We start from the raw sequence: 23,164 nt of genomic DNA, 5'->3' as shown, positions 1-23,164 counted from the left end.
GCTCCTCGGCGGTTTTTCGATCGATCAGGCGGTCACGGACCGGCGCAGCGCCGGTTCGAGATCCTCGTGCAGGACACCCACGACGCGATCCTGGACAAACGCCTCCCGCATCGAGCTGCGTTGGACCTTGCCGCTGGTGGTGCGGTGCACCGACCTGGGTGGAATGAGAACGACGTTCGGCGCGGGCACGTCGAACCCGCGGGACACCGCGACCTTGATCGCCGAGGTGAGTTCGGCGAGCGTGGCGTCGCCTTGCAACGCCGTCTTGACGCCTTGCAGCACCACGAGTCGTTCCCGGCCGCCCGCGTCGACGGACACGGCTACGCCGGCACTGTCGGCGAACGCCGGATGCAGCCGGCGCACCAGCTCCTCGACGTCCTGGGGATAGACGTTGCGGCCGTTGATGATCAACAGATCCTTGAGGCGGCCCGCGACGAACAGCTCGTTGTCCCGAAGCAGGCCGAGATCACCGGTACGCAGGAACGGCCCCACGGCGCCGAGGTGTGCACCGAAGGTTTCGCGGGTCTCTTCGGGACGATTCCAATAGCCGGCGGCGACGCTTTCGCCGCGAATCCAGATCTCACCGACGGTGTTGTCTCCCAGTTGTTGCAGCGTGTGCGGGCAGACGATGCGAATGTCGAGACCACCGGCCGCCGGTCCGCAGCCGACGAGCCGAGCATCGCGTCCCACGTCGAGATAGACGGGTACCGAGGGCGTCGATGCCGCACTGGCGAGCAGTGTCACCTCGGCCAGGCCGTAGGCGGGCCGAAACGTCGTCGGCCGCCAACCCGCGAGTGCGAAACGTTCCAGCACCGCCGTCATGGTCTGCTCGCGGACCGGCTCCGCGCCGCTCAGCGCGATCTCGAGGGTGCTGAGATCGAGGTCGGCCAACTGCTCGTCGGTCACCCGGCGCGCGATGAGATCGTAGGCGAAATTCGGCGCGCCGGTGAATGTCGCGCGGTACTTGTCGATGGCCTGCAGCCAGCGCACCGGACGCTTGAGAAACGTCGTCGGTGCCATGAGCACCAGGTTCGCACCGGCGTATACCGCCCCGAGCAGCATTCCGATCAGGCCCATGTCGTGGAAGTGCGGAATCCAACCGACGCCGGTACCGGCATCATTCATCCCGCCCTCGGCGATGGCGGCCTCGTTGTGCAGGAGATTGCCGTGCGTCACGACGACCCCTTTCGGGGTGCCGGTCGATCCCGACGTGTACTGCAGGAACGCGATCGTCCCCGAGTCGATGTCGGGCATCTGCCACGCGTCGGGGTCACCGAGGTGACCGTCGGTGGTGACCACGGCCGCGTGCGTGGCCGCCGCGACCAGCGGCTGAAAATGCGCTGTGGTGAGCACCAGTCGGGCGCCGGAATCCGCGATCACATTCGCCACACGCCGGGCGCTGCCCGCATCGTGCGGCACAGGCGCCGGAACGGCCACGACCCCGGCGTACAGGCAACCGAGGAACACCCGCAGGAACGCCAGCCCGTCCTGATAGAGCAGCACGACCGGCTCGGTCGATTCCGGACGCGCCGCCAGCCAGGCCGCGACAGCCCGGGCGTCGCGGTCGAGTTCGCGGTAGGTGACGACTTCCTCGCTGAGCCCTCGTCCGGCCTCACGCAGGTAGGTGTAGGACCGGGTCTCCCCGTATTCGAAAATTTGCTGCCTTACGTGGTGAACGAAAGTGGGCTGCATCTCGTAGTTCCTCGATAGGGTTCGGTATCGGCGTCGGCTACTACTCTCCGGCGTCCGTAACCGCAGGAACAGAGACCTTAGGGACCGTCCAGCAAACCCCGGGGTCGGCCCGTACCCACCCTGGGGTCGGTGGTCGCCCGCTGTTCCGCAATCCGATAGCTGCGAATCCGTCAGCCCCTCCGCGAGTCGCCGGCCCGGCACGGAGGAGGAGTCCGTGGACACTATTTGCTTAGCGCAAGCAACTACTATATAGTTGCATAGCGCAAGCAACTTATCTCGTCTGGAGCGGACATGGCAGTCTCACCCGATACGGCTCAGAGCCTGATCAAAGAGCTCTATCTGATGGGCCGGGCGATCCGTACCGTGCTCGCGCATCCGGAGGAGGGGCACTTGCTTCCGGGCGGCATCGGGGTGCTCGGCACCCTCGAATCCAAAGGTCCGTGCAGGCAGGTGGACCTCGCCGTGGATTTGTGCATCAGCCCGAGCGCACTGAGCAGGCACGTCACCGAACTCGTCGGCGCGGGCTACATCAGCAGGCACGCGGATCCCACCGATGGGCGGGCCACCCTCATCCGGGTGACGGACGAGGGCCGGGATCTGTTGTACCGCGTCCGCGCTTCGCGGGCGCGGGGCTTGCAGAACGTCCTCGCGGACTGGAGCGAAGACGACGCCGAGGGCGCGTGCGTCGCCGTGCAAAAGCTCCGCAACGCACTGACCGCGCACGCACAAAGCAGTGCGGTGCACGCGCATCAGCCGGTTTCGAAAGAGAGTCAGGAAGTAGATGTCTAGTTCAGTCGAGTCGGTGACGCGACGCGACCCGTACGCGATGACCCACCGCGAAGTGCTGGAAGCGATGACCGGGCTGCTCGCGGCGCTGTTCACCGCCCTGCTCAGCACCACGATCGTCGCCACCGCGCTGCCCACCATCATCGGCGACCTACAGGGATCGCAGACCGCCTATGCCTGGGTCATCACCTCGGCACTGCTGGCGAACGCGGCCTCCACGCCGATCTGGGGCAAGTTCGCCGACCTGTTCAACAAGAAGGCGCTGGTCCAATCGGCCATCGTCATCTTCGTCGTCGGCTCCGTGATCGCCGGATTCGCCGGCAACGTTCCCGTGCTGCTGGTCGCGCGCGTCGTCCAGGGCATCGGCATGGGCGGACTGACCGCGCTCGTCGTCGCGATCATCGGCTCCATCGTCGCGCCGCGCGAACGCGGGCGCTACTCCGGGTACATGGGCGCCGTGATGGCGGTCTCGATGTCCGGCGGCCCCGTCCTCGGCGGTGTCATCGTCGACAGCCCGCTGGGCTGGCGTTGGTGCTTCTTCGTGTGCGTGCCGCTGGCCGTGATCGCGCTGGCGCTCTTGCAGCGGACCCTGCGACTGCCCACCGACCGCAAAGAGGGGGTGTCGATCGACTGGCTCGGCGCCGCATTGCTGACCGGCGGTGTCTCGGTGCTGCTCATCTGGGTGTCGTTCGCCGGAAAGGCCGGGTACTACGACTGGGTCTCGCGGGAATCGGCGATCTATGTCGCTTCCGGCGTGCTGCTGCTGCTCGCGACCGTGTGGGTCGAGTCCCGCGCCAAGTCGCCGATCATCCCGCTGCCGATCGTCACCGAACGCACCACGGGCCTGGCGATCATCGCCTCCATCGCCGTCGGCGTCGGCATGTTCGGCGCGACCACCTTCCTGGGCCAGTACTTCCAGACCGCACGCGGCTACTCCCCCACCGCGGCCGGCGTGCTGACCATCCCGCTCGTCGCGGGCATGCTGATCGCCTCCGTCGGCTCCGGCCAGTTGATCACCCGGCGCGGCAAGTGGAAGGGTTTCGTGGTCGCGGGCGCCGCACTGCTGGTTGTCGGATTCGCGCTGCTGTCGACGATCGACCACGCGACGAGCCTGTGGCTGGTCGGCGGGTACATCACCGTCGTGGGGTTCGGCGTCGGCATGATGATGCAGAACCTGGTCCTGGCCGTGCAGAACACGGTGAGCGTGCACAACATCGGCGCAGCGTCGAGCAGTGTCGCCTTCTTCCGCACCTTCGGTGGCGCCATCGGGGTCTCGGTGCTCGGTTCGGTCCTGGCCACCCGGGTCGGCGAGCTGTCCGCGGAGGGCTTCGCCCGGCTCGGCATCCAGACCAAGTCCTCCGGCGGCAGCAATCTGGATCTCGGCGCCCTGCCCGCGCCCATCGCGACCATCGTGCGCGCCGCCTACGGCGACGCGACCGGGCGGATCTTCCTCATCGCCGCGGGCGCCACGGTCGTCGCGCTCATCGCGGCGGCGCTGCTGCCCAACCGCCCGCTGCGCCGCACGATCGACATCGATCCCGCACTCGACCCGATGCAAGCCGGCGCGCACCCGGCGACCCGGTCCGAGTCCGACGGTGCCGCGAAGCAGGACGGCGCCAGACAACCGGCTCTGCTCGACTGAGCCACCGATTCACCCGCAGAGCCCCGAAGCCATCGGGGCTCTGCTCGTCTGTCGGGTGCGACGGCGTGATCAGTACGGCGGACGCTCGGCGGAGCGCAGATCCACGGTTGTCGCCGAGGTCAGGGCCACGGCCAGGCAGCGCAACTCGCCGGGAATCAACACCGATCGGATCGCCCCCTGGAAACACTCGAGCACGGCGCCGTCGGGCCACCGCACGTCGTAGCGGTACCAGCACCGGCCCCCGCCTCCGGCGCGCTGGATGTCGCGCTCGACCCGGACGGCCAGTTCGCTGAGCGCGGCACGAACCTGCCCCGGCGCGCCGGTGCTCGCGATCTTCCACCACGGCCGATTGAAGTAACCTGGCTCGGAGATCTCGACCAGGTAGAGCAACGGCATCCCCACGACGTCGTAGGCGGTCATACCGCTCAGAGTGCCGCAAAACGGACTGGACGGATGGGTGAAACGCCGGAGGTGTATCAATGCGAGACCGACTTACCGGCGCCGACCGCATCACGGCCCCAGGCGGTCCAGCAGCCAGTTCGGCCCCACCGTCGCCGCACCCGCGGCCGCCACGCGGGCACGCAGTCCGCGGTCGGCCGTCACCACCGTGATCGAACGGCTGCTATCTTCCGCCCGAGCCGCCGCGACCACGCCGACGATCGCGTCGTCGCCCGAATCCTCCGCACGCACCACGCGCACGCCGCCGAATTCCGGATCCGCCGCCGCGTCGACCGCGGCCTTCGCCGCTCCCTCGAGCACCACGATCACCTCGGCGGGCTCGGTCGGCTGCGCCCACGCTCCGGTCATCCGCTCGAGCAATCGCCGGGCTGCGCCGGCCCGATCGCGCCACCACCCGTCGGGCCGTGCACCGACGACGTTCGCGGCGTCCACCACGATCAGCTGAGCATCGCCGGCCGCCACCGCCTCAGTCTCCCGCGACGGTGACCACCGCACCGGCGGCGGACTCGGTCTCGGCGGGCCGAGCCGCCCGCACGGCGGCGAGCGCGTTCAGCCTGCCGTATCCGTACTTGTCGCTGTGCCCGTCCGCCCCGTACCCGCCGCCCTGCGGATCGATCTTGTCGCAGGCGTCTTTCAGCAGGTTCTTCACCTCGTCCGAAGTCAGGTCCGGATTCACCGACAGCATCAAGGCCACTATTCCCGCGGCGCCCGGGCACGCGCTGGAGGTTCCGCCGAAGTCGTTGGTGTAGTCACCCGCCGCGTCGCCGGCCGCCACCGTGCCGGGGTTGTAGCCGTTCGCCCCGTGCCGATCCACCGTCCAGATCCCGGGCGTGAGGGCGTCGGGATGCCCGAAGGGTCGGTGCCCGAAGTCGCTGCTGGGGAACGCGCACCACACCGCTTTGCCGAAATCGCTGTAGACACTGCGTTTGCCGGTGTCGTTGCATGCCGCGACCGCGATCACCTTCGCGAAACCGGCGTAGCCGTCGTTGTCGACGGATTCGTTGCCGTTGCCCGCCGCGAACAGCACTACACAGCCCTTGCCGCCGCGTCCACTGGTGACGGCGTATTCGATCGCCAGCCTGGTACTCGCGGGCAGCGCCACCACCCGGTTGTGCGCCGGATCGTTCGGCTGGAACCACCTGCCGTCGGCCGGGCCCCAGCTGCACGAGATGACGTCGGCGCCGTGGTCGGCGGCCCACCCGAACGCGTCGGCCTCCGCCTGCGATCCGAGGCCTGAGGCGAGCCGGATCGGCATCAGCGCGGCCTCCGGCGCCACTCCGGAGGCTCCGGCCGTGCCGTTGGCGCACGCCACGCCCGCGCACGCGGTGCCATGGTTGTCACCGTTGTCGGGGCCGGTGCCGAAGGAGTCTTTCGGGCGCGGATCATCGGTCTTCGCCGTGACATCCCGTGGCGCGACGATCTTCGCGGCACCGGCGAACTCGGGATGGTCGATGTCGACACCGTCGTCGATCACGGCGATCGTCACCCCCGCCCCGCGGGTGAGGGCATGCGCGGCTTCCACCGCCGCGTGCGCGTCGATCGTGACACCGCCGATGGTGGTCTTCTTCAGATGCCACTGCTGCGGGAAGATCGTCTTCCTGGCCCGGTGCCGGATCAGCTCCGGATGGCAGTACTCGACGTCGTCGCGATTCAGCAGGGCGGTGGCGATGTCGAAGACCCGCTGGCCGGTGCCCTCGGGCGCCGCCGTGAAGTAGGCGTTGGTGGCGTACGAAACCACCTGCTTCACAGTAAGATTCGCCGCGGCCAGGACGGCGAGGCAATGTTCGCGGTCGACGTGGTCGACGAACTTCACGAAGATGTTCTCGGTATAGAGCACCGGCTCCCCGGTCACCGGGTCCACCAGCACATGTCCGGCGAACCGCACCTCCGGCGCGGCCTCCAGCGCCGGCGTGCGTTCCTCCACCGATCTCGACCCCGGGGGCAGGCGATAGACCTCGACTCCTGCCTCCGGGTAGGCCTGCACCAGTGTCGCGTCATCGAGTTCACCGCTCAGCGGTGTGCGCACCGACCCCGATTGCCGCCGGATCCCACGACCGCTGTGCGTGCGCACCACGATCAGATCGGGACTCTGCTCCAGCTCGAAACCAGGATCGTCCTTCGTACCGAAATTGGCGGTTGGCACCATGATCTCCTTAGCCGTGGGGACCCGAGCACCAACTATGAACTACATTCCGGCAACGACGAAATACGAGCCGCCGACCGGCAACTGTGCGAGCAGGATTGCGAGCCACCTCGACGGGATGACCGGCGACCAGGGGTCTCGCCGTGGATTCGCGAATCCACGGCGAGAGAGCGGCCCGCGCGGATTGATCAGCGGAAGGCCCGCCGGTACGCCTGCGGCGTGATCCCCACGGTCTTGCGGAAGACCTTCCGGAACGCGGCCACCGAGGCGAATCCCGTTTGGTCGGTGATGCACTCCATCGTGAGGATGGTCGTCTCGAGCAGCACCTGGGCCTTGCGCACCCGGACGGTCTGGAGCCACTCGTTCGGCGTCATCCGGACCTGCTCGTGGAAGCGCCGGATCAGCGTGCGCTTGCTGACGCCGGCTCGCTCCGCGAGATCCAGCACGGTGATCTTCTCACCGAGCATCGCTTCCGCCCACTCCAAGGTGGGATTGAGCGACATGCTGCCCGCCTCCGAGCGCGGACGTTCCGCGATGAACTGCGCCTGTCCCCCGTCGCGGGTCAGTGGCATCACCGAGAGCCGGGCGGTATCCGCCGCCACGGCGGTCCCGTAATCCATCCGGACCATGTGGAGGCACAGATCCAGCCCTGCCGCTGCCCCCGCCGAAGTCAGGATGCTCCCGTTGTCGACATACAGCACCGTGGGATCCACGCGCACCCGCGGGTAGCTCCTCGACAATTCGGTGGCAGCCATCCAGTGCGTCGTCGCCCGCCTTCCGTCGAGCAACCCGACCGAGGCGAGGGTGAACGCGCCGAGACAGATCGATGCCACCCGCGCACCCCGCTCGTGCGCCCGCACCAATGCCTTTCGCAACCGCTCCGACGGCCGAGACCGGTAACTCATCGCTCCCGGAACGATGATGGTTCCAGCCTCCTCCTCGAGATATTCGATGTCACCGAGACACGAGATTTCGAAGAACTTCGACGGGACGTCGGAGTTCACCCCGCATACATGGACCTCGTACGCCGGAGTTCCGTCCTCCTGCTGGGCCCGCCCGAAGATTTCCAGCGGCACCGAGAGATCGAACGGAATCACGTCGTCGACGGCCAGAACAGCCAATGATCTCATGCCTTCGACCTAGTCGGCCTGCTGTAGCGCTTCCGGCCCGGCCACCACCAACCCGGCGCGGAGCAAGCGCTTCAAGGCGCGTCCCTGCAGCACCGTCAACCGTGGCGCCAGCTCCGACCACCGTGCCGGACCGCGGTTCAGCGTTTCCCACAGCTCCTTGCCCCCGTCTCGATCCAGGCATCGCACCTCGTTGCCCGGATCGGACGCGGAGTAGATCCGATGGCAGTCCACGGTATCGGCGAGCGGCGACGGCGCCGCCTCGCTGTTGGCGATGGGGTCTCGCCAGTACGCGGCCAGTCCTTCGCGAGCTGCCTGCGGAATCTCGAACGGCGGCGACATCCCTTTGAAGCCTGGGATGTCGGCCGCCACACCGGTGCGGATGCGTGCGTCCGGGGACAGCGTCACGATGTCCTCCGGTGCCAGCTCGACCGCGTCGGCGGCGGTGTAGGCCCGCAGATAGGGCCCCTCGGTGGCCAGGTCACGCGGGTCGCGGGTGCCCTTCGTCATGATGTTCAGCAGGTCGGGCACCAAGGCGGTGTTGAGCAGCGCCTGGAAGGTGCCCTCGGTGGCGTTGTCGACCTCCACCCGCCGGCCTTCCGCGCTCCAGTACGGGCTGTCCGGATGCGAGCGCGAGATCTCGTGATACCACTGGTCGATGCTCAGCGCCCATGTCTCCGCCATCCCGCGCCACTCGACGTCGTAGTCACGCCAGAGGTCTTCCTTCGATTGCTCGTCCAAGTCCTTGTCGAAGGTCTTGCGCAGCACCAATGCGGCCGCCCACGCTTGCGTGACGGCGAAGGACATCCCGGAGGAGAACAGCGGATCGACGAAGTACGACGCGTCCCCGACCGCCATCCAGCGATCCGCGTACGAACCGAAACAATCGCTGACCCGCGAATAGTTGGTCGCGGTCAGCATTTCCCGACGAATCGGTTCCGCGTTCGCCACCAGGTCCTGCAGCACCGGGATCGACTTGATCGTCTTCAGGAAGATGTCCGGATCTCGCAGATCCACGCGAGCGATCGACTCCGGATTGGTCACGATGCCGATCGACCACACGGTTTCCCGAGTGCCGTCGACCAGCCGAGGCGTCGGGATGTACCACACCCATCCGTGCTCGAAGGCCACCGCGTAGATCGGCGACAAGTTCTCGTCCCGGAAAACGTTCCAGTCACCGGCCGCGCGTTGTGCGGGCACGCAGTTGCGGTAGTGCGACCAGACGGCCACGTTGCGGTAGTCCGAGAGCCATTGCTTGTCGCGCTGCGACCCGCGGGCGGCCACCTGATTCGCCCGCCCGGACGCATCGACGAAATAGCCTGCCTTGACCTCGGTTCCGTCTTCCAGGACCACCGTGGCCGCACCCCCGTCGAGGAGGAAGCTCGCCACCCGCACGCCCTGGAAGACGTGGGCGCCGCAGGACTCGGCGTGCTCGAGCAGCACGGTGTCGAATTCCGCGCGATTGACGTGAACGGACCAGCGGTACACGCCGTCGGCCAGGTAGTCCGCGTGCTCGAAGAAGCCGACGAACGGCCGGTCGGTGTCCCACTGGTAGATGCCGCCGTACTTCTGGATCCAGCACTCGCTCGCGAGCACCTTCTCCAGCGCCCCGCTCGCTTGCAGGACGGGGACGAGGGGATGCGCACCCGATTCACCGATGTGCTCACGCGGGAACACCTCGCGATCGAAGATCGCCACGCGCAGATCGGTTTCGCGGCAGAGCATCGCGGCGAGCGTGGATCCCGCGGGACCACCGCCCATGATGACGACGTCGTACTCGGTTGCTGGTCGAGAGATCGGTGCAGCCATTGATATTCCTCTCTGATGGCCCATTGCTCAGATGATCTGAATGCGCTGGAGGTGCCGGGAAACCGATTCGGTGAACGCATTCCGGCCGTGCAGCAGAGCGTGGTTCTCGGCCACGACGATGTCGCCGGTCCGCCACTCGTGGGCGTAGCAGTAGCGCGCGTCGTGCAGCCGCTCGCGCAGGTCCTCCATCACTCGGACGCCGTCCTCGGCCGATATGCCGTCGACCGTCAAGAACAGCGGATTGGCGTAACGCGCGGGGTCCAAGGGTTCGGCATATCTGATCGTCGTCTCGCCGGTGGCCGGATGAGTGCCCAGCAGTGGCCATTCGGCCAGGCCGCCGTAGTGCGCGAGTTTGTCGGTCCGGTAGGTGATCGTGGTGCGGGCCCACAGCTCTTTCAGGTCTTCCGGCGCGTCCCGATAGACCTGGACGCTGTCACAGAACACGGTCTCGCCGCCCGTGCCCTCGCCCTGCACGCATTGGAACAGGAAGAACCGCGGTACGTGCTCGGCGAACGCGCCATCCCAGTGGAACGGGACATCGCCTTTGTCGAAGAGGTAGTTCTCGGCGGTGTCACGAACCACCAGATCGAGGATCGAGCCGAAGTTCCATTGCAGGATCTCTCCGGCCGCGCGGCAATAGTTTTCGAGTTCCGCCTTGCCGAGGAGGCCGAATCCGCGCAGTACCGACACTTTCGCGCCGAGCGTCAGTGCGAGCAGTTCCTCGATCGGCACGTCGGCGAGCGTCCGCCCCGGTACATCGGAGGCCACCAGACGGCCGAACGGCCGCAGCGGCTCACCTTCGAGCAGTACCTCGTTCAAGCTTTTCGTCATGAGTTTCCTAGGTCTTGCCTTGATTCGGTCTCTGCTGTCCGCCCGAGGACGAAATGACTGGGGCGACTGTTGCGCCACACCAAGCGAGCGCCGAGTTCCTCGGCATGCATCCGCTTGACCAGCGTGTAATTCGTTCCGTCGTCGAGCACCACGCCATGCCACGGAGTCAGCCAGCTGTCCTGGGTCCGCAAGAGATGGAATCCGATCTTCTCGGAGTGATTCGTCTGCGGATGGATCGACAGCCGCACCGCGTCCGGGAAGATCTCCACCATCAGACGGCTCCACGCCTGACTGCGCTGCACCACTTCGTAAGCCGTCTCCTTCGATCGGTTCCGCCGCTGGGTGGCCGACAGCCCGGGCAACAGCACGGCATTGTCCTCGACCATGAACCGGTGGATTCCGTTGAACATCCGCCGGGCCGCCGCCTCGGTCCGGACCGCCTCGCGCAGCACGTCGATGCCGTCGGAGTACTCCTTCAGCAGGCGCAGCCTGCGTTCGTCCCAGCTCATCTCCGGCATGGCGTCGCGCAGCCCGTACAGCCCGATGGAACCGCCGCCGGTCGACCGGATGATGCGGCGCAGCTCGTCACCGTAATGGTCGACGTGCGGGTCCGGGATGCCCAACGCGTCACTGAAGACATGCCCGTCGGAACAGATCGTGACGATGGCGCCCGGCCGGTAGACGGCCGAGATCTGGTCGCAGAATCCTTGCAGGGACTCGATCGCCAGGGTCTCCGCCATATCGGGCAGACGCCCCAGCGTCTTGCGGCGGTTGCGCGACTTCGCCGGGAACGCGGGGATGATGAAATGCACCGGCACACCTGCTTCGATGTACCGGCTCACCTTGCTCAGGTGCGGTGCGAAGCAGTCCGCGCACGGGGCCGAGTCGCACAGCGACTTCGGTTCGGCACTGCGCCGGCGTGCGAAGACCATGCGAAGTATCTGAGTGGCAACCGATCCGACATCATCGGCGGGCTTCGGTTTCAGCTGTGGTTGTCCGAGCTCCTGCACACGCTCGGAGCCATTGTCGACAGTCGTACTCATCACTACCTTCCGGGCACACCAAACGAGCGCACGCAACCGGACCGCACGGCAAAAATTCCGCTATCAGCGCGGATCGAGCCGTGCGATGGTTGCTGCGATCAGAACGTCGTAGTAGGACACGGATTCAGGCGTCGGATTCCATACGATATCCGGTATCGGCGAGCCCCGATGCTCACAGCCAGATCTGAATCACGTAGTCCATTCGATCGAACACCCCCCACGTTCACAACCGATTCTGTGGTTTATAACACTCCCAGGATACCTCCGAACAGACTGCCGGGCAACCACATTCCGACACACCGCGACAAAAAATAATCCGGAGGCCCGTGGCAACGCCACGAGCCTCCGAACAGGCATTTCGGAATTTGTCGGTCGTGCAGCGGATCGCCTAGCCGGCCACCCTTTCTCCGACCACCGTCGATCGTTTCGGCCGAGCAAAGCGGCGCATCGCCGGAGATTCCACGAAAGTGAACAACAACCATGCGGCGAAGAGATTCAGGCAGAACAACAGGACGATCAGCAGCACCGCGACCGGTGCACTGAACGTAGCGGCGTTCATCAATCGACGGACGTAGAACACCGTCACGCCTTGACAGATGTAGAAGGCGAACGAGATCTCGCCGAGCCGGATCGCGAGCCTGCTCGACAGGAACTTCGACGCGCCCTCGATGTCGGACTGGGCCGCAGCACCGATCAGCAGCGCGAGCGGAACCGCGGTTGCCAGGACGAAACCGACGTAGAACGGCGTGTACATCGCCACCACATATCCCGCGCCGACCGCCGCCACCGCCGTCCAGAGTGGAATGCGCGGCCAGCGCCCCTCCGCCACTATCCGGGCGATGAACACGCCGAGGAAGAATTCGAAGAGACGCGTCGGCGGAAAGAGATATCCGAACCACAGTTGCAGCACCGGTATGGGCGTGAGTTCCGATTTCTCGGAACTCGGGATGACGAACGCGGTCAGCAGGACGATCACGCCCATGCCGGCCACCATGGATGCGGCTCCGTACCACAGATATTTCGCGTCGATGCGCAGGACCGCCGGAATCAGAAATGGAAAGAGTACGTAGAAGAGGAGCTCACAGGACAATGTCCACGACGGTGTGTTGACGCCCGCATTGATATAATTCTGCGGAAACCAGGCGTGCAGCAGAAAAAGGTTCGGCAGCCACGCCTTCCACGGTGTTATAGCCGCCGCGAACAACACCATCGACGCCACCCAGAGCGTCAGGTGGTTGGGGAAAATCTTGACCACTCGCCGCCGGATGAACTGAAGCTTGCTCGCTCCGGGTTTCCACGACCAGGTCAGCACGAAGCCGCTCAGGATGAAGAAGAACGACACCCCGAGGAATCCGGCTTTGCCGACCACCCACGCCGCGTCGTACGCGATATCCGGATCGGAGAAGAGGTTCACCGGCTTGTACGGAGGTATCGGCGAGTTGGGCAGCATCACATGGAAGACGAAGACCGAGAATGCCGCGAAGAACCGCAGTCCGGTCAACGACGGCAGCCGTTTGCGCTTGTCGAGATCCATCGCGATCAGCCCAGTCCGACGACGAAGGGGAATTCCGGTCTGCCGCCGAGCACGAAGGCGCCCGTGGACTGGATCACCTGGTCGTGCGCGATGATGTGCCGTGCCATCGTGTTCGTGTCACGCAACCAGATGTCGAGCGGATTCGGCCGGTAGATCGATTCGGTGCCGACGAGTTCGCACAGACGGGTGACGATGCGCTGCGCTGCGCGGAACGCGTTGGTCCTGGCCAACGCGCTCGCGATCCTGAGGTCGGCGGGCAGCTCCGCGAAACGCTTGCCCTCCAGCGCGTCCCACAGTTCCGTCAGCGTGTTGACGACCGCGCCGCGGGCGACGATGTACTCCATCTCGCACTCACCGAGCAGGTACTGGGCACGGTAGTTGTCGGCCCACTTCTGACCGGTGGCGGTCACCGTCTTCCCGTCCGCGATGCCACGGACGTAGTCCAGGGCCGCACGAGCCGTTCCCAGGGGTACACCCGGCATGATCCGGGCCAGAGCCTCCGGCTCGGACAGCTTTCCGCGACAGCTCTTCCTTTCGCCGAACGCGAAGGAATGATGCTCGGGCACGAAGAGATCCTCGACCGCGTAATCATTGCTCCCGCTGCCGCGCAGACCCGTGGTGTCCCAGGTGTCGAAGACCGCGACCTGATCGCGGCGCATGTAGAACAGCCGCACCAGCGGCCCGCCTTCCGCGGTCTCCTCCATCCGGCCGCCCGAGGTCACGAAAGCGCCGCCCATGACCAGGTCCGCGTGCGTGATCGCGCTGCCGAACTTCCACCGGCCCGTCAATCGGTAGCCATCGGCCACCCGCTCGGCGCGGCCGGCCGGGAAGATCAGTCCCGCCGTGATCAGATCCTGCGACGGCATCAGCTCCGCGATGGCGCGCTCGTCGAGATAGCCTGCGTAGATGCCGGTCGCCGCGCCGATCATGGCACACCAGCCGGTGGCCGTGTCCCCGTAGGACAGCGCCTCGACGACCTCGAACTGCTCGAGCGAGGTCAGACCCGGGCCGCCGATCTCCGCGCTGAAACCCATTCGGTAGACGCCGATCTCACGAAGCCGCTCGACGATGTCCATCGGAAGCCTGCGCTCGGCATCGATCTCACTGCGACGTGCCGCCAGGTCGGGCGCCAGCGAACGTACCGCCGACAGCAGGGAGGTGGCCGAAATTGTTGCTGCAGTCATGTCCTGAGTCCTAAGCCAGAGAATTTGCCTGCGACTCGCGCAGGAGGAGCTCGATCGCCGAAGTGGTCTGCTCGGGCCCCAGCGCCGAGTAGCCGCCGTCCACGGTCCACTCGGCGCCGGTGACGAAGCTCGCCTTGGACGATGCGAGAAACGCGGCCACCTCGCCGATTTCGCGCGCGTCACCCGCCCTGCCCAGCATGTGGAACCGGGATGCGACCGCGTCGGTGCGGGCCCGGTCCCCCTCGGTGATCTCGTCCATCACCCGCGACCAGGTCCAGCCCGGCGAGACGCTGTTCACCCGGATTCCGTCGCCCGCGTACTCCAGGGCGAGACTGCGGGTCAGCTGCAACAACCCGGCCTTGCTGACGGGGTATCGAAGTCGCCCGGCTTGAGCGACACGTCCACTGGGAGAGGTGAAATTCACGATGGACCCCGAGGTGTCCCGCAACGCGGGTCGCGCCGTTTCACACAACATCGCCGTACCGACCACATTCGTGTTCAGCACCTCGAGCCACGCTGCCCGCGCATCCCCGCCCGGTCCGTCGTCACCGTAGACGCAGGCGATGTTGACCAGCGCGTCGATCCGTCCGTGCCGGTCGACCGCTTCCGCGACGAACGACTCGATCGACGAATCGCTGCGCAGGTCGACGGGTACGAAGACAGCTCGGTCGCCGATCTCGGCGGCCGCCCCCTTCCCCCCGTCCGTATCGATGTCACCCAGTACGACATTCGCGGAATACTCGGCGAAGACCCGAGCGACTTCAGCGCCGATGATGGTTGCCGCACCGGTCACGAGTACCGTCTTATCTTCGAACAACGTCGACTCCCCTCGGCTGCGCCCTCGACCGGCGCAAGCCATGGCTCGAAGTATTCCGAACGAAAAGAGCGACCAGCCAGTACCATTCGCGACAGAGATGCACAACTTTGCGCCAGTCGTCCCGGCGCCATGGCGGATGTGGCGTAGATCACTCTGCACGCTCGGCCGCCGGGCGGATGAGATATCGTCTCAGTGCAGGCAGTCCATGTTTCGGGGGTTCCGCGCTGCGGTCGATGCGTGACGGCGATGTCCCGTGCGAACATCGGATCCGGTCCCGCGATGTCCTCAATGTCGAACGGAGTCGAGCCGTTGCCGAGCGACCAAATGATCTTCTTGTTACTGGACCTCGTATTGATCGTGGGCGCGGCACGCCTGCTGGGCTGGCTGGCCGAGAAGGTGGGGCAGCCCGCGGTGATCGGCGAGATCGTGGCGGGCATACTCGCGGGGCCGACAGTTCTCGGGGCACACTTGTCCGAGACGGTCTTTCCGCACGACACTCGTTCGTATCTCACGGCATTCGCGAACGTCGGCGTGATGATCTTCATGTTCTCGGCGGGTCTCGAGATGGATCTGCGATCGGTCGCCGGACGGCGGCGGTCGGTCGCGGGGATCGCGCTCTCGGCCTACCTCGTACCCTTCGCGCTCGGTTCCGTCATCGCGCTGTGGGCACTGGCCCGGCACGACGGCGGCAACCGGCTGAACTTCGCGCTGTTCATCGGTTGCGCTTTGGCAGTCACGGCCTTTCCGGTGCTGGCCCGGATCCTGCACGACCGCAAGCTGCTCGGCACCCGCCTGGGCCAGTCGGCCATGACCTGCGCCGCGCTGGACGACGTGCTCGCCTGGTGTGTCCTGGCGGTGGTCATCGGCATCGCCCGGCCCGGCCTCGATCACCACTGGCGGCTGCTGCTGTTCGTCCCGCTGGTCGTGGTGTTGTGGTGGGCGGTGCGTCCGGCTCTCGACCGGCTCGCGGGCGTCGGTTCCGAGAAGAACACGAGCAACATGGTCTTCCTCGGCGTCGCAGGCGCACTGTTGCTGGGAGCCGCCACCGAATGGCTCGGACTGCATCTGATCTTCGGCGCATTCCTGTTCGGGGTCGTGTTCCCCCGGCGGCTGCGCGCGGCCGTCGACAGCGGCGCGCAACTGCTGAGCAGCATCTTCCTGCCCGCCTTCTTCGTAGTGGCCGGCCTGCAAGTCGATCTCGGTGCCATCGATCGCGCCGGCATCGCCGAATTCGCCGCGATCATGTTCGCCGCCCTCGTGGGCAAACTCGGCGGCACCTACCTGGCCGCCCGGCTCGGCCGCAGCGACAGGGCGGAAGCAGCGGCCCTCGCGGCGCTGATGAACACCCGAGGCCTGACGGAACTGGTGATCCTCAACATCGGGCTGACGATCGGCGTCATCGACGAGCGGCTGTACTCGTTGCTGGTCATGATGGCATTGATCACCACCGCGATGACAGCGCCGTTGCTGAAGCTCTGCGGTATCACCACCCCTCGCGGTGACCGGCCGCCGGGGACGACGAAACAACAGCGGCACAGCGATTCCGCCGTCGAGGCAGAGGCCACGGCCCCATGAGGCAACGCGGAGAAACCACGGGCCGCACCCACACGGATCGGCCGGCGAGGCCAGGTGGTGGCGAGGAATGCGCTGTCCCAGCGGCTTTCGTGGATGTCGACGAAACATTGGTCCGTTGCGTCACTTTCCTGTCCTTGTTCGTGTTCGACGCGCGGCGCCGTGGGCGCGGCGCGCAGGCCGATGGCGTGGTCGAGGAGTTCCGGGCGCTGCGGGCGGCGGGGATGAGCCGCGCCGAATCTCATCGGTGGTTCTACCGGCTATGGGCCGGCCGCGACCTCGCGGACGTGCGACTCGTCGGCGACGACTGGTTCGCGAGCCGCGTCGCGGACCCGGCGTTTTTCAATCTCGCGGTACGGCGCAGGCTGGAGGAACTGTCTCGCACCGGGACTCGCATCATCCTGGTATCGGGCTCGTTCACCCCGGCGCTGCGCCCGATCGCCGAAGCCGTCGGCGCTACCTCGGTGCTGTGTACGACGATGGAGACGGCCGCCGGTAAGTACACCGGCGAGGTCCTGGCGACGATGGTCGGGGCCGACAAGTCCGCGGCCCTGCTGCGCTACGCCGAGCGGGCGGACGTCGACCTGTCGGCCTGCACGGCGTTCGGCGATCACCACTCCGACACCGCGATGTTCGAGCTGGTCGGCCATCCCGTCGTCGTCGGCGACTCCGATCCGCGACTGCACGGCTATCCCGCGCAGCGGCTGCCCGGCTAGGTCCCCGGCCCCCGCCGGTTTCCGATCGTGAACGTGCGCCGGTACTGCGCCGGACTGACACCGAGGTGACGCTTGAACACCGCGCGGGTGTTGGCCGGATTTCCGAGGCCGACGCGATAGCCGATCTGGTCGACGGGGAGTTCGGTCGTCTCGAGCAGTTCCCGCGCCTGGTTCAGGCGCGCGCTGGTGATCCAGACGTGCGTGGAGGTACCGGTCTCCTCCCGGAATCGCCGGATGAAGCTGCGACGCGAGAGATTCGATCGCTTGGCGAGATCTTCCAGCGAATGCCGGTGGTCGAGGTTGGCGAGAATCCACGCCCGTGTATCGGAGAGCAGGCCGGTGGAGGTCTGCTCCAGGAACTGCCGGGTGTACTGGGCTTGACCGCCCTCGCGCACCGGTGGCGCCACCAGGTCGCGGGCGCGTTCGTTGGCGGCCGCGGCGCCGATGTCTTTGCGCACCACGTGCAGGCAGAGGTCGATCCCGCTGGTCACACCCGCGGAGGTCAGCACGTCACCGTCGTCCACGAACAGGCGATCGGCATGAACCTCGACGTTCGGATACCGGCTCTGCAACAGCGGTGCGGCCCGCCAATGCGTCGTAGCGGGACGGCCGTCCAGCAGTCCCGCGGCGGCCAGAGCGAAAGCACCGGTACAGATCGACAGCATTCGCGCGCCTCGCCCGTGGGCGTCGCGCAGCGCTCGCAGCACCGGTTCCGGCGGCGGCTCCCCGTACGACGCGTAACCGGGCACCACCACCGTGCCCGCGTGACGCAGAGCCTCCAGCCCTGCCGTCGCCACGCAGGACAACCCCGGCACCGAGGTCGTCGCCATCGGCGAGACCGCGCACACCTCGAGCCGGTAGTTGGGGTCGGAGCCGAATACGTCGATCGGAATCGCGGCATCCAGAACAACCACTTCGTCAGGAATGACGACGGTGACCCGACGCGCTCCCCCATCCGCTTCCATGGCCCGATCGTAGCGGTGATCGGCACTCGGGCTACTACCCCAGCCTTCCGGCGCGCACATAGCCTCGCTTGAGCGTCCGAGCCGACAAGCCGAAAGAAGGGGTTTGATGTCCGATATCACGGACTTCTCCACCACCAACGGAGGGTTCCGGAGTGTGGTCGTGACTGCTATCGAGATGTCGACCGCTGTCGGCGCCGACACCGATGCGACGTGGAAAGGACTGCTCGCCGGGGAAACCGGGATCGCGAAGGTGCAAGACCCCGACTTCGAGCGCTTCCAGGTTCCCGTCGACATCGGCGGCCAGTTCAAACTGGATCCGACCGACGAACTCAGTCGCGTCCAGAAGCGCCGCATGTCCTACGTCCAGCAGATCGCCTATGTCATGGGCAATCGGATCTGGGACACCGCGGGCAGGCCGGAAGTCGATCTGGATCGTCTCGGCGTCTGCATCGGCACCGGTCTCGGCGGCGCCGACACGATCATCGAGTCCAACGACCTGATGCGCGAGGCGGGCTACCGCAAGGTGTCTCCCTTCGCGGTGCCCATGGCCATGCCGAACGGCGCCGCCGCGGTGGTCGGGTTGGAACTCGGCGCGCGAGCCAGCGTGATCACGCCCGTCTCGGCTTGCGCTTCGGGATGCGAGGCGCTGGTGCACGCGTGGCGTTCGATCATCCTCGGCGAGGCCGACATCGTCGTCGCGGGCGGCGTGGAGGGCCGTATCAATCCGCTGGCGGTGGCCGGATTCTCGATGATGCGGGCATTGAGCACACGGATCGACGAACCCGAAGCCGCGTCGCGCCCGTTCGACCGGGATCGCGACGGTTTCGTGTTCGGCGAAGCCGCCGCGCTGTTCGTGCTGGAGTCGGAGGACCACGCGCGGGCGCGCGGGGCGAAGCCCCTGGCTCGCCTGATGGGCGCGGGCCTGACCGCCGACGGCTACCACATGGTGTTGCCCCACCCGGACGGCGCGGGGAACATTCGAGCGATGCGCCGCGCGATCGAAACGGCCGGCGTGAGCGCCACCGATATCGACCACGTCAACGCGCACGCCACTGCCACTCCGTTCGGGGACCTGGCGGAAGCGAGGGGGATCCGAGCGGCGGTAGGCGACCACGCCTCGGTCTACGCGCCGAAATCCGCGTTGGGACACTCGGTAGGCGCGGTAGGCGCGGTGGAAGCCGCCCTGACCGTGCTCAGCGTCCGGGACGGGGTGGTGCCGCCCACGCTGAACCTCGACAATCAGGACCCCGAGATCGATCTCGACATCGTGCACGGCAGCGCGCGCACCCAGAACATCGAATACGCGCTGAACAACTCCTACGGTTTCGGCGGCCACAACGCGGCCGTCGTCTTCGGACGCTGCTGACCGCAGCCATGCGTGGCCCGCCACCCGTGCGGGTCACGCATGGCGGGCGCGACTACCGGAATCCTCTTCGCCGGGCCGACCGGTCCCGGCACTGCGGCGAGCGCGTTTCCCGCGGGCGATCTCCGTCGCGAGGGCGTCCAGCGGTTGAGCGAACTGGTGCAGGGGGTCGACCAGTCCGGTGAGCCATGCCCTGGCGGCATCGATACCCTCCGAGTCGAGGGCGTACAGCCGTCGCGTGCCTTCGGCGCGGACCCGCACCAGCCCGGCGTCGCGAAGCACCTTGAGGTGCTGGGAGACGCCGGGCTGAGAGATCGGCGTGTGCTGCCGCACGGCGGCGACCAGCGCGCCCGCAGGCTGTTCATCGGTCGCCACCGTTTCGAGGATGAACCGGCGGACCGGGTCGCCGAGCGCCTCGAAGATCTTCGCGGGAGAACGGTCCATCAGGCCTCGGAGCCGTGTTCGGGGTCGATGGTGTAGAAGTCGACGGTCCGCAGCGCCGCCGCGTTCGCGGCGGCCGGGTCGTCACCGTCGCCGACCGCCGCCTCCGCCCAGTCGAGCGCCGCCGTCCGTACAAACGTCATGCCCTCGGGCGTCGTCGGGAAGGCCATCCCTTCGGCAGGGTCGACCGGATCTCCGCTCGCCAAGTGCAGCCCGAGGCCCATCAGGGCGAGATCCCAGCCCACGCCCACCGCACCCGGTCCGAATTGCGTCCAGAACTCCGGAGCGACCGGCGCCTCGTGCGCCAACTCCAGCTCGGTGCCGTCCTCGGCGGGGGCCAGACGGACCGTCAGCCAGGAGACCTGCGGTCCCATCTCCCAGGTCACGGCGAAACGTTCCGGCGCATCACACTCCTCGACGACACCGTTGGCGTTGCCCTCCAGCTGGTAGCGCCCGCCGACGCGCAGGTCACCACTGACGGGCAGGAACCAGCGCGGAATCCGCTCGATATCGGTGAGCGCGTCCCACAGATCCGCCTGATCCGTCGGGTAGCGACGGCGGGCTACGGCGATCCGCGTCGGCGCGCCGTCGCGGGATCCGGTGCGGACCTCGCGGGTGACGAGGCCGGCGATGGCTGCGGGATCGGTCAACAGTGGCATGGAAACCTCCTTGAATAAGTTTTGACTTATATTAGCGCCTTCGGGGTGGCCGCAACACCACTCCAGCGTTTCCACCCACTCCCCGCCTGGACGGGACGCGGCCGGCCGCCGTCATATCAGCCGTTCGGGGACAATCCCGCGATGGCACGCAATGCGGAGATCATCCCCGCGACGGGGATGCCGGGATCGATCGAGCGGAACAAACCCAGCCCCACGCCGAGCGCCAGCACCGCGACAGCGGCTTCGGCCCTCGGCATCGGGGTGTCGAGATCCTCCGTCGCCCGCAACGCCGCGCCGACCATTCCCGCGATGTCGGCGAGCCTGCTCGCCAATTCGGCACGGAGGTGCTCGTCGCGTCGCGCGTGAACGCTGAACTCGAGTTCGAGTTGCGTCCAGTCGGGGTCGCCGACCACCCGCTCGGCCCACTCCGTCATCCGCTTCAGGCGCGCGGCAGCCGTGGGCGCGGCGATGATCTCGGCGACCTCCGCCGCCCGCTCGGCGTGGATTTCATCGAGCACGGCCAGACACAAGTCGTCTTTGGTGCGGAAGTTCGAATACACCGCCCCTTTGGTGAAACCCGCGGCTTTCGCGACCTTGTCCAGAGTTGTCGCCTGATAGCCGTCCTCCAGGAAAAGCCGTTTGGCGGTGGTGATCAATACAGTGCGCGTCCGCGCTTGGCTCTGCGCTCGAGTCGGCCGCGAACGCCGTTCTCCCCGAAGCCGCCGACACTCATCGCTATTCCCGGACAATCTCGACCCCTTACAGATACTCTCAGTATCCGATTCTAGATGCCATGGGTATCCCAAATCGCAGGAAGGATCGCATCGTGAGGAGCCGAATACTCAGATTGGCCACAGCTTTGACGGGAACCCTCATCGTCGTCGGAGCCGGGGCGGTCGCCGCCCCCCATGCATGGACGGAACCGGCCGCTGAAGCCGTGGCCGGCGACGATTTCTACATTCCACCCGCGTCGGCGGAGGGCGCGCCGGGCTCCATCATCCGCACCGAATCGTCGCGACTGGCGCTTTCGGTCCCCGGACAGCCGGGACAGGTCCCCGCCACGTCCACGCGCATCATGTACACCAGCAGCGATACCCACGGCGACCGCGCGGCCGTGGTGGGGACGTACCTCGAACCCGCCCAGCCGTGGACGGGCCCGGGCGAGCGCCCGCTGATCGCCTACGCGGTCGGCACGAAGGGACAAGGCGATCAGTGCGCGCCTTCGAAACTGCTGGCGCAATTCATCCAATACCAGCCTCCGTTCGACGTAATCGTCGAATACGACGTGCTGGCGTTGTACACGCTGCTGGCCCGCGGCATGGCGGTCATGGTGACCGATTACCACGGCCTGGGTACGCCGGCGGTGCACGACTATCTGAACCGGAAATCTCAGGCCTACGCGCTGATCGACTCGGCGCGAGCGGCGCTGCAATTGCCGGGTACCAGCCTGCATCCCGGCTCGCCCGTCATTCTGTACGGATACTCCCAGGGCGGCATGGCCTCCGCCGCCGCGGCCGAACTGCAGCCGAGCTACGCCCCCGAGTTGAACGTGCGGGGCGCCTACGCCGGCGGCCCGGTCGTGGACGACGAATATTTCATCGGCTTCAACGACGGCCGTCCCGCCCTCGGACCCGCCTTCGCGTGGATTCTCAACGGCATCGCCGCCAACTATCCCGAAACCCGCCCGGTGCTCGACGCCGAACTCAACGACACCGGCAAGGCGATCCTGCGCGAGTCGCTGGAAAAGTGCGCCGTACCGCTCGGATTGGCCCAGCAGTTCCCGAACACCTCGCAGTGGACCACCAGCGGGCAACCGCTCACCGCGGTGATCGATCAGTCCCCGATCCTGAAGGCGGCGTTCAACGATCAGCGCGTCGGGACGCTCACTCCGGGAGTGCCCGTGCTCATCGCCTCCAGCCCGATCGACGAAGGCGCGCCGTACGTGCCCGTCCGCGAACTGGCGGCCGGGTGGTGCGGCGGCGGCGCTCCTGTCCAGCTGAACGCGAACGGCGAGCTGCCCAGCGTCATCAGCGGATTGCGGGCCACCCACGTGCTGGCGTTCTTCCCGTCACTGGTGGCCTCCCAGCAGTGGATGACCGAGCGGCTCGCGAACCAGCCCGCGCCGACCAACTGCGGGGCGCTGCCCTGATTTGCGAAAGCGCGATCCGCTCGGATACCGTCGGTATCTCAATCGGGGACTCGGCACGGCGCCTCGCGTAGCGATTCGGCTCGTAGTGCCATGATCTCCATGCACGGTGGTGGGGGGCGGGGGGGGGGGGCCCCCCCCACCCCCCCCCCCCCCCCCCCCCCCCCCCCCCCGCCGCCGCCCCGGGGGGGGGGGGGGGGGCCCCCCCCCCCCGGCCCCCCGGCCCCCCCCCCCC

The 23,164-nt window shown here is 67.0% G+C and carries 21 protein-coding genes; 6 read left to right on the top strand and 15 right to left on the bottom strand.

Annotated elements, in window-relative coordinates; all coding sequences use genetic code 11:
- Positions 1–24: 24 nt before the first annotated feature.
- On the bottom strand, positions 25–1,692 hold the full coding sequence (locus ACGF7Y_RS19890; RefSeq protein ID WP_393235790.1) for a fatty acyl-AMP ligase: 1,668 nt from the start codon (positions 1,690–1,692) through the stop codon (positions 25–27).
- 291 nt (positions 1,693–1,983) lie between these two features.
- Between ACGF7Y_RS19890 and ACGF7Y_RS19885 the strand changes: the two genes are divergently transcribed.
- Both ACGF7Y_RS19885 and ACGF7Y_RS19880 read left to right on the top strand, forming a co-directional pair.
- Complete coding sequence (locus tag ACGF7Y_RS19885; RefSeq protein ID WP_393235788.1) at positions 1,984–2,481, top strand: MarR family winged helix-turn-helix transcriptional regulator; 498 nt, start codon at positions 1,984–1,986, stop codon at positions 2,479–2,481.
- Positions 2,474–4,120, top strand: a complete 1,647-nt coding sequence (locus tag ACGF7Y_RS19880; RefSeq protein ID WP_393235786.1) for an MDR family MFS transporter — start codon at positions 2,474–2,476, stop codon at positions 4,118–4,120. Before ACGF7Y_RS19885 ends, ACGF7Y_RS19880 begins: the two co-directional genes overlap by 8 nt.
- A gap of 69 nt (positions 4,121–4,189) precedes the next feature.
- Here ACGF7Y_RS19880 and ACGF7Y_RS19875 read toward each other — a convergent pair whose 3' ends face one another.
- The 10 genes from ACGF7Y_RS19875 to ACGF7Y_RS19830 form a co-directional block, all read right to left on the bottom strand.
- Complete coding sequence (locus tag ACGF7Y_RS19875) at positions 4,190–4,540, bottom strand: hypothetical protein (RefSeq protein ID WP_393235784.1); 351 nt, start codon at positions 4,538–4,540, stop codon at positions 4,190–4,192.
- Positions 4,541–4,630: 90 nt separating this feature from the next.
- Entirely contained in the window at positions 4,631–5,041 is a 411-nt protein-coding gene (locus tag ACGF7Y_RS19870; RefSeq protein WP_393235782.1) for an NYN domain-containing protein, read from the bottom strand.
- A 4-nt stretch (positions 5,042–5,045) separates the two neighbouring features.
- Positions 5,046–6,725 carry a S8 family serine peptidase gene (locus ACGF7Y_RS19865; RefSeq protein ID WP_393235780.1) on the bottom strand — a complete coding sequence of 560 codons (1,680 nt, stop codon included), beginning with the start codon at positions 6,723–6,725 and terminating at the stop codon, positions 5,046–5,048.
- Between the two features lie 185 nt (positions 6,726–6,910).
- Positions 6,911–7,852 (bottom strand): GlxA family transcriptional regulator, encoded by a 942-nt coding sequence (locus tag ACGF7Y_RS19860; RefSeq protein WP_393235778.1) that lies wholly within the window; start codon positions 7,850–7,852, stop codon positions 6,911–6,913.
- 9 nt (positions 7,853–7,861) lie between these two features.
- A complete protein-coding gene (locus ACGF7Y_RS19855; RefSeq protein ID WP_393235777.1) occupies positions 7,862–9,658 on the bottom strand; it encodes an NAD(P)/FAD-dependent oxidoreductase in 1,797 nt (598 codons plus the stop codon).
- Positions 9,659–9,685: 27 nt separating this feature from the next.
- Positions 9,686–10,489 carry a TauD/TfdA dioxygenase family protein gene (locus tag ACGF7Y_RS19850; protein ID WP_393235775.1) on the bottom strand — a complete coding sequence of 268 codons (804 nt, stop codon included), beginning with the start codon at positions 10,487–10,489 and terminating at the stop codon, positions 9,686–9,688.
- Positions 10,486–11,421 (bottom strand): L-tyrosine/L-tryptophan isonitrile synthase family protein, encoded by a 936-nt coding sequence (locus ACGF7Y_RS19845; RefSeq protein WP_393235773.1) that lies wholly within the window; start codon positions 11,419–11,421, stop codon positions 10,486–10,488. Before ACGF7Y_RS19845 ends, ACGF7Y_RS19850 begins: the two co-directional genes overlap by 4 nt.
- 499 nt (positions 11,422–11,920) lie before the next feature.
- The gene (locus ACGF7Y_RS19840) at positions 11,921–13,066 is read right to left on the bottom strand and encodes an acyltransferase family protein (RefSeq protein WP_393235771.1); all 1,146 of its coding nucleotides are present in this window, start codon (positions 13,064–13,066) and stop codon (positions 11,921–11,923) included.
- 5 nt (positions 13,067–13,071) lie between these two features.
- Positions 13,072–14,250, bottom strand: coding sequence for an acyl-CoA dehydrogenase family protein (locus tag ACGF7Y_RS19835; RefSeq protein WP_393235769.1), 1,179 nt, complete (start codon positions 14,248–14,250; stop codon positions 13,072–13,074).
- A gap of 10 nt (positions 14,251–14,260) precedes the next feature.
- Positions 14,261–15,067 carry an SDR family oxidoreductase gene (locus ACGF7Y_RS19830; protein ID WP_393235767.1) on the bottom strand — a complete coding sequence of 269 codons (807 nt, stop codon included), beginning with the start codon at positions 15,065–15,067 and terminating at the stop codon, positions 14,261–14,263.
- Between the two features lie 279 nt (positions 15,068–15,346).
- Here ACGF7Y_RS19830 and ACGF7Y_RS19825 point away from each other — a divergent pair, with 279 nt between their 5' ends.
- The gene (locus tag ACGF7Y_RS19825) at positions 15,347–16,642 is read left to right on the top strand and encodes a cation:proton antiporter (RefSeq protein ID WP_393235766.1); all 1,296 of its coding nucleotides are present in this window, start codon (positions 15,347–15,349) and stop codon (positions 16,640–16,642) included.
- On the top strand, positions 16,639–17,355 hold the full coding sequence (locus ACGF7Y_RS19820) for an HAD family hydrolase (protein WP_393235764.1): 717 nt from the start codon (positions 16,639–16,641) through the stop codon (positions 17,353–17,355). The genes ACGF7Y_RS19825 and ACGF7Y_RS19820 overlap by 4 nt, the downstream gene beginning before the upstream one ends.
- On the opposite strand, the gene ACGF7Y_RS19815 is transcribed toward ACGF7Y_RS19820, so the two are convergent.
- Positions 17,352–18,320, bottom strand: coding sequence for a GlxA family transcriptional regulator (locus ACGF7Y_RS19815; protein ID WP_393235762.1), 969 nt, complete (start codon positions 18,318–18,320; stop codon positions 17,352–17,354). The two genes, ACGF7Y_RS19820 and ACGF7Y_RS19815, sit on opposite strands and share 4 nt — an antisense overlap.
- Before the next feature lie 106 nt (positions 18,321–18,426).
- On the opposite strand from ACGF7Y_RS19815, the gene ACGF7Y_RS19810 reads away from it, so the two are divergent.
- Positions 18,427–19,686, top strand: coding sequence for a KasA/KasB family beta-ketoacyl-ACP synthase (locus tag ACGF7Y_RS19810; RefSeq protein WP_062973381.1), 1,260 nt, complete (start codon positions 18,427–18,429; stop codon positions 19,684–19,686).
- A 33-nt stretch (positions 19,687–19,719) separates the two neighbouring features.
- On the opposite strand, the gene ACGF7Y_RS19805 is transcribed toward ACGF7Y_RS19810, so the two are convergent.
- The 3 genes from ACGF7Y_RS19805 to ACGF7Y_RS19795 form a co-directional block, all read right to left on the bottom strand.
- Positions 19,720–20,127, bottom strand: coding sequence for an ArsR/SmtB family transcription factor (locus ACGF7Y_RS19805; protein ID WP_393235760.1), 408 nt, complete (start codon positions 20,125–20,127; stop codon positions 19,720–19,722).
- Complete coding sequence (locus tag ACGF7Y_RS19800) at positions 20,127–20,783, bottom strand: SRPBCC family protein (protein ID WP_393235758.1); 657 nt, start codon at positions 20,781–20,783, stop codon at positions 20,127–20,129. The genes ACGF7Y_RS19805 and ACGF7Y_RS19800 overlap by 1 nt, the downstream gene beginning before the upstream one ends.
- A 116-nt stretch (positions 20,784–20,899) precedes the next feature.
- Entirely contained in the window at positions 20,900–21,439 is a 540-nt protein-coding gene (locus ACGF7Y_RS19795) for a helix-turn-helix domain-containing protein (protein ID WP_357117468.1), read from the bottom strand.
- A 191-nt stretch (positions 21,440–21,630) separates the two neighbouring features.
- Here ACGF7Y_RS19795 and ACGF7Y_RS19790 point away from each other — a divergent pair, with 191 nt between their 5' ends.
- Positions 21,631–22,932 (top strand): lipase family protein, encoded by a 1,302-nt coding sequence (locus ACGF7Y_RS19790; protein WP_393235756.1) that lies wholly within the window; start codon positions 21,631–21,633, stop codon positions 22,930–22,932.
- Positions 22,933–23,164 lie beyond the last annotated feature (232 nt).

This window comes from Nocardia sp. NPDC047654 (assembly GCF_043205035.1).
Lineage (GTDB): Bacteria > Actinomycetota > Actinomycetes > Mycobacteriales > Mycobacteriaceae > Nocardia.
The sequence above is the reverse complement of the archived record's forward strand: the minus strand, read 5'-3'. Positions and strand labels throughout refer to the sequence as shown.

What these genes read in the sequence shown, in the direction of transcription:
- ACGF7Y_RS19890 (WP_393235790.1), bottom strand. Translation starts at nt 1,692, where the DNA reads ATGCAGCCCACTTTCGTTCACCACGTAAGGCAGCAAATTTTCGAATAC.
- ACGF7Y_RS19885 (WP_393235788.1), top strand. Translation starts at nt 1,984, where the DNA reads ATGGCAGTCTCACCCGATACGGCTCAGAGCCTGATCAAAGAGCTCTAT.
- ACGF7Y_RS19880 (WP_393235786.1), top strand. Translation starts at nt 2,474, where the DNA reads ATGTCTAGTTCAGTCGAGTCGGTGACGCGACGCGACCCGTACGCGATG.
- ACGF7Y_RS19875 (WP_393235784.1), bottom strand. Translation starts at nt 4,540, where the DNA reads ATGACCGCCTACGACGTCGTGGGGATGCCGTTGCTCTACCTGGTCGAG.
- ACGF7Y_RS19865 (WP_393235780.1), bottom strand. Translation starts at nt 6,725, where the DNA reads ATGGTGCCAACCGCCAATTTCGGTACGAAGGACGATCCTGGTTTCGAG.
- ACGF7Y_RS19860 (WP_393235778.1), bottom strand. Translation starts at nt 7,852, where the DNA reads ATGAGATCATTGGCTGTTCTGGCCGTCGACGACGTGATTCCGTTCGAT.
- ACGF7Y_RS19855 (WP_393235777.1), bottom strand. Translation starts at nt 9,658, where the DNA reads ATGGCTGCACCGATCTCTCGACCAGCAACCGAGTACGACGTCGTCATC.
- ACGF7Y_RS19850 (WP_393235775.1), bottom strand. Translation starts at nt 10,489, where the DNA reads ATGACGAAAAGCTTGAACGAGGTACTGCTCGAAGGTGAGCCGCTGCGG.
- ACGF7Y_RS19845 (WP_393235773.1), bottom strand. Translation starts at nt 11,421, where the DNA reads ATGGTCTTCGCACGCCGGCGCAGTGCCGAACCGAAGTCGCTGTGCGAC.
- ACGF7Y_RS19840 (WP_393235771.1), bottom strand. Translation starts at nt 13,066, where the DNA reads ATGGATCTCGACAAGCGCAAACGGCTGCCGTCGTTGACCGGACTGCGG.
- ACGF7Y_RS19835 (WP_393235769.1), bottom strand. Translation starts at nt 14,250, where the DNA reads ATGACTGCAGCAACAATTTCGGCCACCTCCCTGCTGTCGGCGGTACGT.
- ACGF7Y_RS19825 (WP_393235766.1), top strand. Translation starts at nt 15,347, where the DNA reads ATGTCCTCAATGTCGAACGGAGTCGAGCCGTTGCCGAGCGACCAAATG.
- ACGF7Y_RS19820 (WP_393235764.1), top strand. Translation starts at nt 16,639, where the DNA reads ATGAGGCAACGCGGAGAAACCACGGGCCGCACCCACACGGATCGGCCG.
- ACGF7Y_RS19815 (WP_393235762.1), bottom strand. Translation starts at nt 18,320, where the DNA reads ATGGAAGCGGATGGGGGAGCGCGTCGGGTCACCGTCGTCATTCCTGAC.
- ACGF7Y_RS19810 (WP_062973381.1), top strand. Translation starts at nt 18,427, where the DNA reads ATGTCCGATATCACGGACTTCTCCACCACCAACGGAGGGTTCCGGAGT.
- ACGF7Y_RS19805 (WP_393235760.1), bottom strand. Translation starts at nt 20,127, where the DNA reads ATGGACCGTTCTCCCGCGAAGATCTTCGAGGCGCTCGGCGACCCGGTC.
- ACGF7Y_RS19800 (WP_393235758.1), bottom strand. Translation starts at nt 20,783, where the DNA reads ATGCCACTGTTGACCGATCCCGCAGCCATCGCCGGCCTCGTCACCCGC.